The sequence below is a fragment of the Lactiplantibacillus plantarum genome (assembly GCF_014131735.1).
GTDB classification, from domain to species: domain Bacteria; phylum Bacillota; class Bacilli; order Lactobacillales; family Lactobacillaceae; genus Lactiplantibacillus; species Lactiplantibacillus plantarum.
Window position 1 is genome coordinate 3,137,511 of record NZ_CP039121.1, and the last position, 14,907, is coordinate 3,152,417.

General features: G+C 47.2%; 15 protein-coding genes and 1 riboswitch. Of the genes, 2 read left to right on the forward strand and 13 right to left on the reverse strand.

The genetic code is table 11. The annotated features are described in order from the left end of the window. Window positions 1-81: 81 nt before the first annotated feature. Entirely contained in the window at window positions 82-1,446 is a 1,365-nt protein-coding gene (locus E5260_RS14790; RefSeq protein ID WP_003641725.1) for an amino acid permease, read from the reverse strand. A 232-nt stretch (window positions 1,447-1,678) separates the two neighbouring features. Here E5260_RS14790 and E5260_RS14795 point away from each other — a divergent pair, with 232 nt between their 5' ends. Then, window positions 1,679-2,149, forward strand: coding sequence for an NUDIX hydrolase (locus tag E5260_RS14795; RefSeq protein ID WP_003641724.1), 471 nt, complete (start codon window positions 1,679-1,681; stop codon window positions 2,147-2,149). A gap of 115 nt (window positions 2,150-2,264) precedes the next feature. On the opposite strand, the gene E5260_RS14800 is transcribed toward E5260_RS14795, so the two are convergent. The 6 genes from E5260_RS14800 to thiM all read right to left on the reverse strand — a co-directional run bounded on the left by E5260_RS14800 (window position 2,265) and on the right by thiM (window position 8,406). Further along, on the reverse strand, window positions 2,265-3,857 hold the full coding sequence (locus tag E5260_RS14800) for an HIRAN domain-containing protein (protein WP_003641723.1): 1,593 nt from the start codon (window positions 3,855-3,857) through the stop codon (window positions 2,265-2,267). 243 nt (window positions 3,858-4,100) lie between these two features. Continuing rightward, window positions 4,101-4,841 carry a gamma-glutamyl-gamma-aminobutyrate hydrolase family protein gene (locus tag E5260_RS14805; protein ID WP_003641722.1) on the reverse strand — a complete coding sequence of 247 codons (741 nt, stop codon included), beginning with the start codon at window positions 4,839-4,841 and terminating at the stop codon, window positions 4,101-4,103. Window positions 4,842-4,922: 81 nt separating this feature from the next. Next, window positions 4,923-6,122 (reverse strand): putative hydroxymethylpyrimidine transporter CytX, encoded by a 1,200-nt coding sequence (gene cytX, locus E5260_RS14810; protein WP_003641721.1) that lies wholly within the window; start codon window positions 6,120-6,122, stop codon window positions 4,923-4,925. Further along, complete coding sequence (gene thiE / locus E5260_RS14815; RefSeq protein WP_003641720.1) at window positions 6,122-6,775, reverse strand: thiamine phosphate synthase; 654 nt, start codon at window positions 6,773-6,775, stop codon at window positions 6,122-6,124. The genes cytX and thiE overlap by 1 nt, the downstream gene beginning before the upstream one ends. Then, the gene (gene thiD / locus E5260_RS14820) at window positions 6,765-7,589 is read right to left on the reverse strand and encodes a bifunctional hydroxymethylpyrimidine kinase/phosphomethylpyrimidine kinase (RefSeq protein ID WP_003643660.1); all 825 of its coding nucleotides are present in this window, start codon (window positions 7,587-7,589) and stop codon (window positions 6,765-6,767) included. Before thiD ends, thiE begins: the two co-directional genes overlap by 11 nt. Before the next feature lie 25 nt (window positions 7,590-7,614). Next, window positions 7,615-8,406, reverse strand: coding sequence for a hydroxyethylthiazole kinase (gene thiM, locus E5260_RS14825; protein WP_003643659.1), 792 nt, complete (start codon window positions 8,404-8,406; stop codon window positions 7,615-7,617). Window positions 8,407-8,484: 78 nt separating this feature from the next. Continuing rightward, a riboswitch (TPP riboswitch) is annotated at window positions 8,485-8,590 on the reverse strand. A gap of 171 nt (window positions 8,591-8,761) precedes the next feature. Between thiM and E5260_RS14830 the strand changes: the two genes are divergently transcribed. Continuing rightward, on the forward strand, window positions 8,762-9,739 hold the full coding sequence (locus E5260_RS14830) for a zinc-binding dehydrogenase (protein ID WP_003641717.1): 978 nt from the start codon (window positions 8,762-8,764) through the stop codon (window positions 9,737-9,739). A gap of 199 nt (window positions 9,740-9,938) precedes the next feature. Here the strand turns inward: E5260_RS14830 and larE are convergent, their stop codons facing one another. The 6 genes from larE to larA are packed head-to-tail and all read right to left on the reverse strand — an operon-like array spanning window position 9,939 to window position 14,823. Beyond that, window positions 9,939-10,769: an ATP-dependent sacrificial sulfur transferase LarE gene (gene larE / locus E5260_RS14835; RefSeq protein WP_003641716.1), complete on the reverse strand. Its 831-nt coding sequence runs from the start codon at window positions 10,767-10,769 to the stop codon at window positions 9,939-9,941. A gap of 24 nt (window positions 10,770-10,793) precedes the next feature. Then, a complete protein-coding gene (larD, locus tag E5260_RS14840; RefSeq protein ID WP_003643656.1) occupies window positions 10,794-11,510 on the reverse strand; it encodes a D/L-lactic acid transporter LarD in 717 nt (238 codons plus the stop codon). A gap of 4 nt (window positions 11,511-11,514) precedes the next feature. Further along, a complete protein-coding gene (gene larC2, locus E5260_RS14845) occupies window positions 11,515-11,946 on the reverse strand; it encodes a nickel pincer cofactor biosynthesis protein LarC2 (protein WP_003641714.1) in 432 nt (143 codons plus the stop codon). A 38-nt stretch (window positions 11,947-11,984) separates the two neighbouring features. Further along, window positions 11,985-12,776, reverse strand: a complete 792-nt coding sequence (gene larC / locus E5260_RS14850) for a nickel pincer cofactor biosynthesis protein LarC (protein ID WP_003641713.1) — start codon at window positions 12,774-12,776, stop codon at window positions 11,985-11,987. 30 nt (window positions 12,777-12,806) lie between these two features. Continuing rightward, window positions 12,807-13,547, reverse strand: a complete 741-nt coding sequence (gene larB / locus E5260_RS14855) for a nickel pincer cofactor biosynthesis protein LarB (RefSeq protein ID WP_003641712.1) — start codon at window positions 13,545-13,547, stop codon at window positions 12,807-12,809. 1 nt (window position 13,548) lies between these two features. After that, window positions 13,549-14,823: a nickel-dependent lactate racemase gene (gene larA / locus E5260_RS14860; protein WP_003641711.1), complete on the reverse strand. Its 1,275-nt coding sequence runs from the start codon at window positions 14,821-14,823 to the stop codon at window positions 13,549-13,551. Window positions 14,824-14,907 lie beyond the last annotated feature (84 nt).

The following is a 14,907-nucleotide window of genomic DNA, read 5'->3' on the forward strand; positions in this document are numbered from 1 at the left end:
GATAATTATATTGACACCTAATTTTAACGCAATAAAAGCCCAAAATAAAAGCACTTACCATTTACTGGCAAGTACTCTTGATTACAACGTTTCTTCCTTGTTACCGGCGTATTTACGGAAATAAATCAATGTCATGATGACCAGAAATACAACACCGACTAAAATTGAGTAGCGCGTTTCCGGATTAATAAACATGAAGACCAGTGTTAACGCGAGGAAGGCCAACGTTAAATAATTTGAATAGGGTGATAATGGCATTTTAAAAGGATGGTTCGCCATCTTGGCCGCGTTTTGCTTACGGAACGCAATTTGACTCACTAGAATAACAAACCACGGTACCATACCGGGCAAGACACTCGAACTGTAAACCATCACGAAAATCTCGCTAGCGTCCTTGAAAAACATTGGTAATACAACATTCAAGACGACTCCAATTAGAATCCCGGTCGCAATCGCAATAACGGAATAAAATGGTACTCCATGACGATTTAATAAAGTCATCTTCCTTGGTAACTGGTGACTTTCCGCCAACGTGTAAGTCATTCGACTCGCACTATAAATTCCAGAATTTGTTCCCGATAAGGAAGCCGTAATAACCACGAAGTTGATAATCGAAGCCGCAGCGGTAATCCCAATTTTGGCAAATGTCTGTACAAACGGTGAACCAATCTGGCTTAACTTATCCCAGGGGTAAATGCTGACAATTACGAAGATGGCCCCCACGTAAAAGATTAAAATCCGGGCAACCGTTGAACGAATCGCTTTAACGATCGTGCTTTGTGGATTTTCAGCTTCACCAGCTGTGACTCCAATCAATTCAATCCCTTGATACGACGCCAACACAATTGCTAGTGCGAAGACAAAGCCCTTCACCCCACCAGTGAAGAAACCACCATGGGTCCACAGGTTACTGATTCCAATTGGATGACCGCCGTTACCAATACCAAAAATAATCAGACCTAAACCGGCAATAATCATCAGAATAATCGTCACCACTTTAATAAGTGAGAACCAGGTTTCCAGCGTCCCAAACATTTTAACCGAGATAAGGTTGGCCGCGCATAAGAATACAATGGCAATTAGGCCCGGAATCCAATCTGGCAAGTTCGGCCACCAATACCGGCAGTAGCCGCCTAGTGCAATCATCTCACTCATCCCAACAACGACGAACTGAAAAATGTTGCTCCAAGCCGTCAAGTATCCAAAAACGGGGTGAATATATTCAGAAGCAAACTTGGCAAACGAACCGGTATTCGGATCGACATACAGCATCTCACCTAGTGCCCGCATAATCAGGTATAGAAAGGCCCCTGATACGATGTACGCAATTAGCACTGACGGCCCGGTCCACTTGATCGTTGAGCTGGATCCCATAAATAGGCCCACTCCGATCGTGCCGCCCAGTGCAATCATTTGCATCTGGCCCGTACTTAATTTTCTCTGCATAAATTACTCTCTTTTCATAAAATCAAAGAACTCACACTATCACGGCTGACAGTATATAGCTTTTATCTTAGCTAAAAAAGTGCACCGACGCAAACGGATTTAGTGACACATAGTCAGTATGTACTTGCTCTAACGCGGTTCGAGCATGCTTCGTATAAATTTATCAACAAACAGCTTTCAGTCAGAATTATCGGTATAATAAGGGTAATTAAACTAGAAACGAGGTTTCATCATGGCAAATTACATTAAAGAAATTCGGGCTTTGGTTGGTCACAAACCAATCATTTTGAATACGGCTGCTGGTATTTTAGTCAACGATCAGCAACAAGTCTTGCTGAACCTTCGTACCGATACGCATAACTGGAGTTTACCCGGTGGCTATCTAGAATACGGTGAGACGTATGCCACGGCCTGCGTGCGGGAATATAAGGAAGATAGTGGCATTGATGTCGAAGTTGTTGATCGCATCGGCATCTTTGATAAAGGCGAGACGGCCTATCCTAACGGCGATGTAGCTCAAACAATCAGTGCACTCTTTCTTGTAAAACCCATTGGCGGCCACGTTCTGACCCAAGCCACTGATGAAACACTCAAACTCGACTACTTTGACTTCGACAACTTGCCGCCATTGTTAAATCAACAAAATGCAGATATGATTCACGCCGCCCAGGAATATTTACAGACCCATTCGGCAACCAAATAACCTAACCAAAAATCCCACTGAGTTTAAAGCCTCAGCGGGATTTTTTATCGAATTCAATCTGGCTTGTATCACGAATACTTATAAGTCGTAAGCAAATTAATTTTTGACTGTTCGTTCAAAAATCGTCATTCCACCCATGTAAAAATATGCGTAACCAATCCGGACTTTCCGTCTCCGGTGTTGTCTTGGGATGCTCCGGATCGGCAATAATCGCGATACGAGCAATTGCCGTCAGCGGCACCTGTTGGATTTCAAATGTTTCGTAATTGTAAAGCGCTAAGCAACCCACTAATTGCGCATCATCCTCATCCTTAGTCGTGGTGCTAAATAATTGAATCGGATAAATAACCTGGTCGACCATCCCTACAGTCGGCTGGTAGTAGTGCATGGTCGTCAACTCATGATACGTGACTGCATGAATCAACGCCTGTAACAAGGTCTCGTTGACACCTTCCGTACTACCCGCAACTAGCTGAACATGACGCTGATAATTCGCCAGCGCATGATACGTCTGATCACCTAACGTCTGCCGCAATTTTTCTACCGTTATCGCTGTCACACTTGGTTCTAAGCGTTGACCACCCTGATAATTTGGTAATGCGGAGACTAACAAGGCTGCCAACTCTTGCTGCGTAAACGTCGCGTTGGTGCGACTAGGTGTTACTGGATGGTAAGGAACTAGCGGTTGTGAGGAGAAGTGCAATGCTAATTTCAGTGCTGGTTGTACGCGCGGATCACCAAACGGCGCCCAGCTGACCATGAAGCCGGCCTGCATATGTGCACTAACCTGGCCAACTCGGTAAATAACCGCGGGTTGCGCAGCATCATCGACCAAGTTATCATTCAGCCCCGTCTTGGTTTGAGCACTGATACCAACCACATAAAAGCTACTAGCGTTCGTTAAGACCGCTGCTGAAATGTGTTCATTTTGCCACCGCTGAACCACGTCGGCCTTCGCCGTCACTTGACAAGTAATGAGGCTGTCCGGCGGCACTTGTGACCAATCAGGCGTTAATAGATAACGTTTGGTGACGTGTAATTCATCAGCGGGCGTCAACCATGGCGATAACGGAACCTGCTGATACTTAATCGGGTGACCATTGCACATCATGACAATTGTTCCTAACGGTGTCTGTAACGAATGCGTTGGCACCGCCCCTAAATTTGTCCTCGGCTTAGCCAATCGTTGGCGGATTTGCAACGCCTCAATCGGACTTGGGACTGCAGTAGTCCGCCATAGCATCAATTCAAGATGCTGTTTTTGTTGATCTAATACCGTCACGATGCCGTACAATCGTTGTCCCTGATCCATCAGTGCCGCGTACGGCTGATTCTGATACCGGGCAATGTAGCCTAACTTAGCATGTTGCAACGTCCACACTGAGATGGCATTATCATCGTATTGATTGCCACTTTCTCGCTGGAGCAACACCGCCATATCCACTCTGAGCGTCGTTAACGTTGCCACAATATCATCGACATACCGTTCGCCAACGACCGTGACTGTATCCAATGAGACGGCTGCATCGCCTGTTGAATTTTGTTCAGTTACTTGAACAACTGTGGTCACTGGAATTATTTCAATGTCAGCTGTTTCTGGTTCGTGGGCGCGAACTAACAGTTCTTGCCCCTGATTAATCACAGCGATAACCCGATAGGTCTGCTTCTTCAACGTCATTACGCTCATGCCAGCTTCAATTCGTTCCATAGCGGTCACCCCCTTAACAATAACTTTATTCCATTATACGAAAGCGTTGCCAGTATTAACAGCTTTACGAATTGTTTTACACGTCAGCTTACAATATCTTGGATTAGTTATCTAGTTGCCAACACCATTTCAGATGTTTCACGCGAAACATTCATTAGTTTTGCGGCTGCACATTAAAAACGTGGTTATCCTACAATTCAGAATAACCACGCCCAATTTTATCAATTTGCTAGTCAATGCTATCTACGCCACACAAGCCCGCATAAACGCCGCAAACAACCGCGCCTGCACGGAGTTTACTTGTTGCATCATTTCTGGATGCCACTGGACACCCAACTGTAGACCACCAGCTGTCGCCTCAATTGCTTCAACAACCTGATCCGCACTTTGGGCCACCACCTGAAAGCCCGTTGCCACTTGTTTCACGGCCTGATGATGAAATGAATTGACCGTGATTGCGTCACTAGTGGTGCCTAAATATTCAGCCAAGGTCGTACCTGGTACGACCTTCACGTGATGCATGCCGTAAGCGGCCAATTGTCCTTGCATATGTTTTAAGGTACCCTGACCAGCTGGTAGTTCACTCATATCCTGATAAAGATTGCCACCATAGCACACGTTTAAGATTTGTAAGCCCCGACAGATACCGAGCACCGGTTTACCAACGGCGTGGGTGGCACGAATCAGCGCAATTTCATACTGATCCCGTTCCGGATCTACCCCACCCAATTTAGGCTGGGGTTCCTCCCCATACGTCAATGGGGCCACATCTGCACCACCACAAAGTAGTAGACCATCGATCATTCCAACGTATCGTTCAATCGTCGTTGCGTCGGTCGTTACCGGTAATACCAATGGCACACCGCCATTATCCGTTACTGATTTCAAATAATCACGATTCACATAATCACGGACCCGCCCCGGGAACATCTGGCTGTTCACTGTCACAACGCCTGGTGCGATTCCAATTATCGGTTTAACCATTCTGTCGCCCTCTCTCAAAAAAATCCCACGGTAACATGCGTATTACCAATGGGATTATCATTTACTTTTTACATCTAATTGTCAATGACTAAGCTCGCGATATTCGAGCTCGGTTGGTTTGACGATAATTCCCGTCAACCAGACGGCGATGCTCAGCCCAACCAATACTAATAGCGTCGTGCCACCAATGAAATCAATGGCCTGTAACTGATAATAGGCGACAATCCCCACAACCCACCAGCAAAAGTTCAACCAGTATGGTAACGTAGCGTGCCGCACAAAGTACGTGACGAAGATAATAGCATATAGCGGTGTGAAGACCGAACCAATCAAATACAGGAAGTTCTGATAATACGTCATGGCAACCGTCAGCGCAATCAATAGCCCAACTACCGTCACACCAACGGCTAATCGATTAACATAGCGGCTATCGGTCAGATTAGCCAAACTCGTGGCGGCCGAATAAGTATCTAAAAATGTCGTCGTCACCGTTGAGAAAACAATAATCAGCAATGCAACCAATCCTAAACCGGACCGCGTCAGCAATGCCGTGATATCAGTTTGCCCTGTCCGTAACACAACTAATAGCCCCGTCACAAACATCACTAAACTGCCTAACATATAGCCACCCGCGCTGACTAGTGCGACTGGTAAAGGACGATCAACACGCTGGGTATAATCACCAATTAGTGGCAACCATGAGAGTGCCATCGTAACGTTCAATTCCACTGCTTGCCCAAACGTCATACTAGTCGTTGATACCGACTGACTAGTTGTCGGTGCCATAAATACCATTACGAGCATTAACACCGTCCCGAGCACCAACAAGCCCACAACGGCATTGTTGATTTTGAACAGTAACTGACTACCCATGAGCAACCACGCAATAATCAAAATCGCCACGATGGTTGCCATTAATAGCGGACTTCGAAAGCCAAATAGCTTTCCACTAATACTGTTCATGGCTAACTGAGCATTGACGATCATCACCGCCGTCCAGCCAACGAGTTGCAAGGCGTTGAGTCCTGACGCTAGTAACACCCCGCCGCGACCAAAAGCCAGTTGGGCTGACGCTAACGCGGACTGGTGTAATTTAGCCCCCAAATAGCCGGCTGGAACCAAGAACAGGCCACAGCCGATCAAGTGCCCCAATACAATCGCAGCCAATCCGCGTGTCAGCCCCAGTGGTGCCATCAGCGTACCTGTTAAGATTTCGGCAATTGAGATAGCCGCACCGAGCCACAGTAAAAATTGGCTCCGAAAAATCCCGTCATGTTTCATCAGTGACCCTCCGTAGCCGTTAGCATCGCCTTGACCGTGGCAGCCATATCGGGACTACGCGTTAACATTGAGATCACCGCAGCGCCAGCCGCACCAGTAGCCGCAATAGCTGGCAATTGCGCGACAGTAATTCCGCCAATGGCGACAACGGGACAGGTTGCAGTCACGACTAATTGTCGCAAGCCCGTCAGACCGACTACTGGATCCGCATCGGCCTTAGATGTCGTTGGAAAGATGGGACCACTACCAAGATAGGCAATGCCTTCCAATTGGTTAGCAATCTGCACTTCAGCTAAGGTTGAACAAGACAAACCGACAAACATTTGATTAGCGACCCGTTGAATAACTTGTGTCACCCGGTCGTCCTTTTGACCAACGTGAATCCCATCTGCTTGCAGTGCGAGTGCCAGCTCGACATCATCATCGACGATAAAGGGAACATGCGCTTGCGCACAGCGTTCCCGCAGCTGCTGCCCCAATGCAAAACGCTCAGCCGTAGTCAACTGGCTATTGCCTTTATCTCGGTATTGAAATGCCGTGATGCCTGCATCCAAGGCCGTTTGGACGACCACATTCAGATCCTGTCCCGGCACGTCTTGTGTCCCGCACACAAAATAAGCACGTAATTGTGTGGGTTCAAATTTAAGCGTCATGAACGATCACCTGCTCACTTGGGGTTGCCCAATGATTCAACGGGCCATGACCATGCCCGACCTGGATACCATCCTGAATCGTCCCAGCAACGTACGCCTTAGCCGTTTTAATGGCCGCAGCCATTGACCGTCCTTTTGCTAATTCGGCGGTAATACATGCCGATAGAGTATCTCCCGTGCCGTGGGTCCGCACCGTATCAATCCGTGGAGCCGAAAGCCAAAAGGCGGTCCCGTCAGCCAACAATACGAAGTCATTAGCTAAATCAGGATTATCACCATGCCCACCTTTAATAATGACATTGTCAGCACCTAACCCCTGTAGCGCATGTCCAGCTGTAACCATCGCTTGATTACTAGTGATTGCCTGACCGGTTAATCGTTCTGCTTCCGGTAAATTCGGTGTCACAACAGTCGCTAACGGGATCAGTTCGTCGCGAACCGTTTTAATCGCATCCGCGGCTAATAACGCCGCCCCGCCTTTCGCAATCATGACTGGATCAACTGTCAGCGGCCCAAAATCAACTCGTTTCAAGTTCTCAACGACGGCATGGACATGTTCAGCATCTGCAAGCATCCCCGTTTTACAAGCGCGAATGTCTAAGTCAGCTGCTAACGAAGCAAATTGTTCGTCAATGAGCTTCGTCGGCATTGCCATAAAATCTTGGACCCCCAATGTATTTTGAGCTGTCACGGCAACGACTACCGCGGTACCAAAAACGTGACGTGCCTGCATCGTTTTTAAATCGGCCATGACACCGGCACCGCCACCACTGTCCGTACCAGCAATCGTTGCCACTTGTGGAAATTCATTCATTAAATCTCGCGACCCTTCATTATATTTAATCAACTTTAGCAATTGTTTGAATTTCTGACACTGTCACTAAGCTCAGCCGGTCAATCAAATCAATGGCAAATGTGGCGGGACGATCGGCCGTCAGCTGACTGGCGACAAGTTCCCCCGCTCCCGCTAAGACTAAGCAAGCCATTTGCGCCGCCTGGTAAATATCGGTTGGACTAACGGCTGTAAAAGCCGCGACGATACTAGAAAGTAAATCGCCCGAGCCCACGTGACGTTGGAAAAGCGGGGTACCATTAGCGACTTTAACAACGCGCCGACCATCCGTAATAACATCAGTAGGTCCCGACAATATGACACAGCATTGAAATTGCTGTGCACAAGCTTGAGCAATTTCAACCAGGTCGCCCTGACCGCTCCCCGCATCAATGCCTTTCGCTTGCCAATCCATGCCAGCCAATGCCGCAATTTCACCAGCATTGCCCCGAATAACATCGACTTGAAAATCAGATAGTAATGCTAGCGCGACTTCTTTTCGATAAGGGACCGCCCCGACGGCCACCGGATCAAGAACGACTGGCTTATGATACTGATTAGCAAGCTTACCAACCACTCGCATTTGATCAATCTGGGTGGTGGTCAAGGTTCCTAAATTAATGCAAACTGCCCCGGCAATTTGGACCATCGTCTCTGCTTCTTGGACTTCAGCTGACATAATTGGCGAGGCCCCTAACGCGTTTAGCCCATTGGCAACGTCTTGAACCGTAACAAAATTGGCAATGTTAAAAACAATCGGATTGTGATCCCGTAAAGTATTCAATAATTGTAATTCCATAGCAATTCTCCTCCTCATTGACCGTCACACCAATCAAAAACGACCACCAATCAACATGCATTGATCCAGTGGCCGCTAACATTAGCTGTGACACTTTCCTACGCAAGTTTGAGCTTACAGGTTCAGAGGGATCGGCACTTACAGCACCATCTCAGCCCATTTTTGGACACCCCTAGTGTTTAAAAATATTCAATTACTAACCTTAGTCTAACGATTGTAACCGCTAACGTCAATCTTTCCGTTAGCCGAATCACCCTCATTGCTACTTAATTAATTAGGCATTAAAGTTTAAATTCACCGCCGCGACCGGTTATAATAAAAAGCAAATATGCCTTTAAGAAAAGAGTGATTGAAGATGCAAGCACTTGTTGTGCCAGATCCATCCGCTCAAACTATGAAACAGCTTCAATGGCAAGAACGGCCCATGCCCAACCTCGGGCCAACTGAGGTGTTGATCAAGACCCAAGCAGTCGGGCTCAATCCGGTAGATTTTAAATTAGTTACGGCGGGTAACGCCGCCTGGCAATATCCACACACACTAGGACTAGACACAGCTGGAATCGTGGAAGCGGTTGGCGCTGAGGTCACTAATTTTCGGCCTGGCGAACGAGTTTGTGGGCACGCTAATCTCGCCAATAATGGGACGTTTGCCGAATACGTGAGTTTACCAGCAGCCGTGCTAGCTAAGATTCCAACGACTGTGAGCTTTGAAGCAGCCGCCGCTAGTCTCTGCGCTGGATTGACGGCTTATCAGGCCCTCCTGCGCAAAGCCAATTTAAATGCCGCGCAAACTGTGCTGATCCATGCAGGTGCGGGCGGTGTAGGCAGTATGGCTATTCAACTCGCTAAGGCTGCTGGCAAGACCGTCTTCACGACCGTTTCACAGGCCAAGCAAGCCTTCGTGGCACCGCTGCATCCCGATGCCCAAATCGATTACCATCATGAAGATGTGACCACATGCATTCAAGACCTAACGCAGCAGCACGGTGTTGATCTGATCATTAATACCATTGGTCATGCTGATGCGGACTTACCGCGCTTAGCTTACAATGGCCAGCTTGTCTGTGTATTAGCAACTCCGGACCACTTTCCAAGTAATCAAGTTGTAACTATCAGTAAATTGGACCTCGGTGGTGCCCACCGTAGCGGTAACCCAGCGCAAGTTGCCGATCTTGGGCAAATGACCGCCGCCTTATTAGCTTTGGTCCAAACTGGCAAGGTCGACCCACTAATTACTCAGGTCTTGCACCGTGACCAACTTGTAAGTGGTTTACAACAACTCCAAGCTGGTCAAGTCGTTGGTAAACTCGTCGTGACTTTTGACGCCTGTTGATCTAAAAATGAAGATACGAAAAACGCAGCTCAAGGGCGGCCTTGAACTGCGCTTTTTGGGGTGTCAGGCGATAATCGCAACATGTGCGTATCGGCTGGGGTTACGATTATCATCGGGTGGGCGAATGAACCATGATCACCGCCGTTCAGCCGCCCATCTCCGATTAATCCCGACACCACTATCATTAATTTGATTAGGCCTAGGCGAAAGTGGCCAATTGTGCCTTGGTCAACGTATCATTCATCCGACCACTACGGAAGCCACCTAAATCAAGGGTAACGTAGCGGAATCCAAGTGATTGTAATTGACGGTTAACGCGGTCGTTAAAGACTAAGAAATCACCAATTCGTGCTTCTGGTAATTCGATCCGCGCAATATCATTGTGGAAACGAACCCGGACCGTTGGAAAACCTAAACTACGCAAATATTTTTCGGCGGCCATTACTTGAGCAATATTGTCATGTGTCAACGTCGTCCCGTATGGGAACCGTGAAGATACAGAGCATGACGCCACTTTATTCCAGTTCGTCAAACCGAGTTCTTGTGCCAAGGCCCGAACGTCAGTCTTGAAGAAATCAGCTTCTTGTAACAAGCTCCGGGCCCCCGCTTCACTACGGGCCTTCAAACCAGGACGATAATCATTTTCATCATTCTTGATCATACCGTCTAAGACAGCGGCACTACCGTTATTAGCCGCAATGTCATTCAACCGGCTGTAGAACATCTTCTTCGCATAGTACCAGCTATCAGGCGTGTTGTTCTTGATGTGGTCATCGCTCAAGTAGTCTAGCGTAGTTCCTTGAACGTTAGCACCTAGTTCTTCGGCTAAGCTCATCGCTTTATCGAATTCTTCATCCGTAAATAATTCAGAGTTCGCAACCACAGCGGTCACATTGTCACGGCCTAAAACATCGAGGGCCATCTTCAAAACTAAGGTACTGTCGATCCCACCAGAAAAGGCCACGGTGACCCGTTGTAAATCCTTTAATGCTGCTACTAACGTTGCTTTTTTTGTTGCTAATGTTGCCATAATAAAACCCTTCTTCTATTTAATTTAATTAATTCCAAAAAAGCCATGCATAAACCAAGCGGCAATTGCTGCCCCGACAAAGGGCGCAATTCCTGGCACAATGATACCGTATTGCCAATCACTATCGGCTTTATTGGCAATTGGTAAGATGGCGTGGGCAATCCGGGGCCCCATATCTCGAGCTAAGTTCATTGCGAACCCAGTTGGACCACCAAGTCCCATCCCAATGGCCCATACAAGTAGGCCAACGCCAATTGGCACGATTCCCGGCGTTTTAATCTCAGAAATCGCTAAAATACCCGAAATAAAAATAAATGTATCAAATAATTCCACAAAGAAATTCCGCGGTAAGTTACGAACGGCTGGTGCCGTACAGAATAAGTTCCGAATTGTAATGGGTGAAATCTCATCTGTTGAGGCTTTAAAATGATCAGCATACATGATCCAAACGATCACTGAGCCCACGACCCCACCAAGCACTTCCGCAACGGAATACGGAATAAATAAAGACCATGCGATATTTCCTAATAGACACTGCGCCAAAACCATTGCCGGGTTAATGCAAACATTGCCAAAAATGAATAAGGCAACGCTAATCCCAAAACCCCAAGTTGTAATGGCAAAAATATGACCGGAACCCCGATACTTGGTTCCCTTTAATACGGAACTACAATGAACACCCACCCCAAAAATAATCATTAGGGCTGTGCCCATAAATTCAGCAATCAACTGATGTACCAAAAAATTACGCCTCCTCATCTAATTGATCTACCGCCACTAAGGCTGCCTGGTAGACCGTTCTAAACGGAATATGAAATTGCTGCGCCAGCTGGGCACAATCCGCATATTCCGGCATCTTCTTCTCAATATCTTGATATGTCGCCACTTTAACTTGAACGTCACCGTACGGCGTTGCGACCGTCAGGAAGTGCCGTTGCATAATAGTACGTTGCCACGTCTGGTAACGTACACCAATCGTCGTCGTTTCTTGTAAAATCAACTTAGTCAGTAAGTCCTTATCGTTAACGTTTCCCAAAACCGTTAACTTTGTCGCCGGCCGATCTTTCTTCATCTGAATGGGCGTGAAAAACACATCGTATGCGCCCGCCGTTAATAACTGGTTCATCACGTACCCCAGTCCTTCACCCGTCTGATCATCCAGATTAGCTTCAATCATTAAGACAGCATCAGCCGTCCGGTTAACGATTTGCTGACTTAGTTTTTTTTTTCGAATAATACGGCTCGCAGTGCATTGAAACCACCCGTGTCCCGTTTACCAAACCCATAACCAACTCTAGTTGGCACGGCATTTTCCGGTAACGGTCCGAATTCACGTACGAGCGTCTTGACCAAGCCCATCCCAGTGGGGGTAATCAATTCAGTATGCACATCCAACCGTTGTTGAATCGGAATGGCACTACCAACTCGCATCTGCATCACGGCTGGTACGGGAACTGGCATCTGACCATGGGCAACGTTAATAAAACCACTACCATCACTTAACGGTGAAGCCATGATGGTATCAATCTGCATCAATTCCAACCCAATACAGCAGCCCACAATATCAACAATCGAATCCAACGCGCCCACTTCATGGAAATGAACTTCAGCTAGTGGCATGTGATGAACCGCTGCTTCCGCTTGCGCAATTTCCATAAAGATCGCTTTCGCGTGGTGTTTCACGGTATCTGATAAGTCACTGCCGTCAATTAACGCCTCAATATCAGCTAAATGACGCGCTTCATGATCATGATGATGCCCAGCTTCATGCTGATGATGGTGATGTTCCACAAAACCATGGTCCTTACCACCCGCAACCTGAACATCAAAGCTCGTGCCATAGATGCTACTCTGGGCTTCCCGTTGCTGCGTTAATTCATAACCGTGCACGTGTAACTTAGCCAATTCGGTTTTTAATTGCTCAAAATCAAGTCCTAAATCGAGTAACGCGCCCAGAAACATATCACCGCTAATCCCCGAAAAAGCGTCTAAATAAAGTGTTTGCATTTATCTTCTCCTTGTTCAGTTAACTGAATCTTACATTTGATTGATCATACTAGCTGAGTAGGCGGCACCAAAGCCGTTATCAATGTTGACAACGGTAATCCCCGACGCACAGCTATTGAGCATGGTCAATAGCGCGGTCATACCTTGAAAACTAGTACCATAACCAACGCTGGTCGGCACTGCAATCACGGGCTTATCAACTAGTCCACCAACGACACTGGCCAGCGCACCTTCCATGCCCGCAATCACAATGACCACCCGGGCACCACGAATCACATCCAACTTGGCAAACAGTCGGTGGATTCCCGCAACACCCACGTCATAGACTCGTTCAACACGATTGCCAAAAGTTTCCGCGGTTACTGCTGCTTCTTCAGCAACCGGTTGATCGGAGGTCCCCGCCGTCACCACAGCAATGTACCCTGGTGTTTTCGGTGCGGGTTGTTCCCCGACCGTCATACACTGCGCAGTGGCATGATAGACAGCCGTTGGTAACGCTGGTTGGAGTGCCGCGAATTTTTCTGCGGATAACCGGGTCGTTAAAATCGGCAACGTCTGTTGGGACAAGGCTTGCACGATACCCACAATTTGGGTTGCCGTCTTACCAGCACCGTAGATGACCTCAGGAAAGCCATTGCGGCGTTGACGATCTAAATCGACATTGGCAAAACCTAATGCCGCTGTTTTGCCCGCTTCTAACTGTTGGGCAGCCGCCGTCGGACTTAATTGCCCTGCCGCCACTTGTTGTAATATTTCTGCTGTGGTTGCCATACTACTTCACAATAACGCCTAAACCATCAGGAATAACCGTCACTTTAGCGGCTTGACCCTCGCGCGCATAGGCCTTTTCCATGGCTTCATCTAACGTCTTGGCCAGTTCCATATGCATATTCGTAATCAAATCAGGATCAACGAGGTCTGACACAAAAATCACGTGATGATGAACTAAGATTCGAGCAAAGATTTGGGCCGTCCATTGGTCAGGAATAGTTTTAAGCCGTGGCGTGTTGATTGCTTGGTCCAGGAATTCCTTAGGATCATCAACGTCAGCTAAGTTGTGATAAAACCCTTCACCACCGTGACCATCACGAGCACCGGCAACCATAATAATCGTGCCGCCTTCTTTGTTTGTTGCTTCAGCAGCGGTCATTCCTTTAACGGCCTGATAAATATTTTGATCAAGCGGATAACCACCATTCGTCGAAATCGCAATGTCACAATCAATGGCTGGTACACTAGAAAGTTCTTTGACAAAGTCACAGCCCACTTTATGGGCGGCTTCCATGTCACCGGCAAATGACCCAATGATTTTTTTATCTTCGTCTAAAACAACATTGATAATAAAGGCAAGTTTAGCGGTCCGAGCAGCGTACACCATATCCTTATGAATCGGATTATGCATTAAATTACCGGTCCGGGCCTTCGGTGAGTTAATAAATTCGCCGGAATGGTTCGCCATAATCGTCTTGTATGAAGCAATCCCAGGTAAAACGGACTTCCGACCACCTGAAAAACCAGCAAAGAAATGTGATTCGATAAAGCCTTCGGAGATTAGCAAATCTGCTTCAGCAGCGACCTTATTAATAATGCAATCGCCGCCAGATGGTAATTGGCCAATCTTGACCATACTACTGTCATCGGTTGAGACATGCATCACGATTTCTTCGTTATTGACGATGTCTTCACCATACTTATTCACCAATTCTTCGTGGGTTGATGGCCGATGGAAACCAGTAGCTACGAGGATCCGAATCCGTGCATCGGGCGCCACTGACCGTAACCGCCGCAATAGGATCGGGGTGATAATATGTGAAGGAACTGGGCGCGTGTGATCGGAACTAATAATCACAATATTATGCTTCCCACGAGCAAGTTCCTCCAGCTTATCGGAGCCGATTGGATTATCCAGCGACTTCTCGACCGTTTCCTGTTCTGATAATTTGTTATGATATGTTGCAGCTTGCGACACTAACTTACCGGCGTAATTTTCATCATCAATCTGAGCCGTAATTGTGCGCTTGTCATATGGTAAATCAATTGCAACCATGACTTTTAGCCATCCTCTTTCTCTAAAAACTAATTTTTACATGCACGTTTTGTTATACTAGAAGACGGATAACTTGTCCGTTAC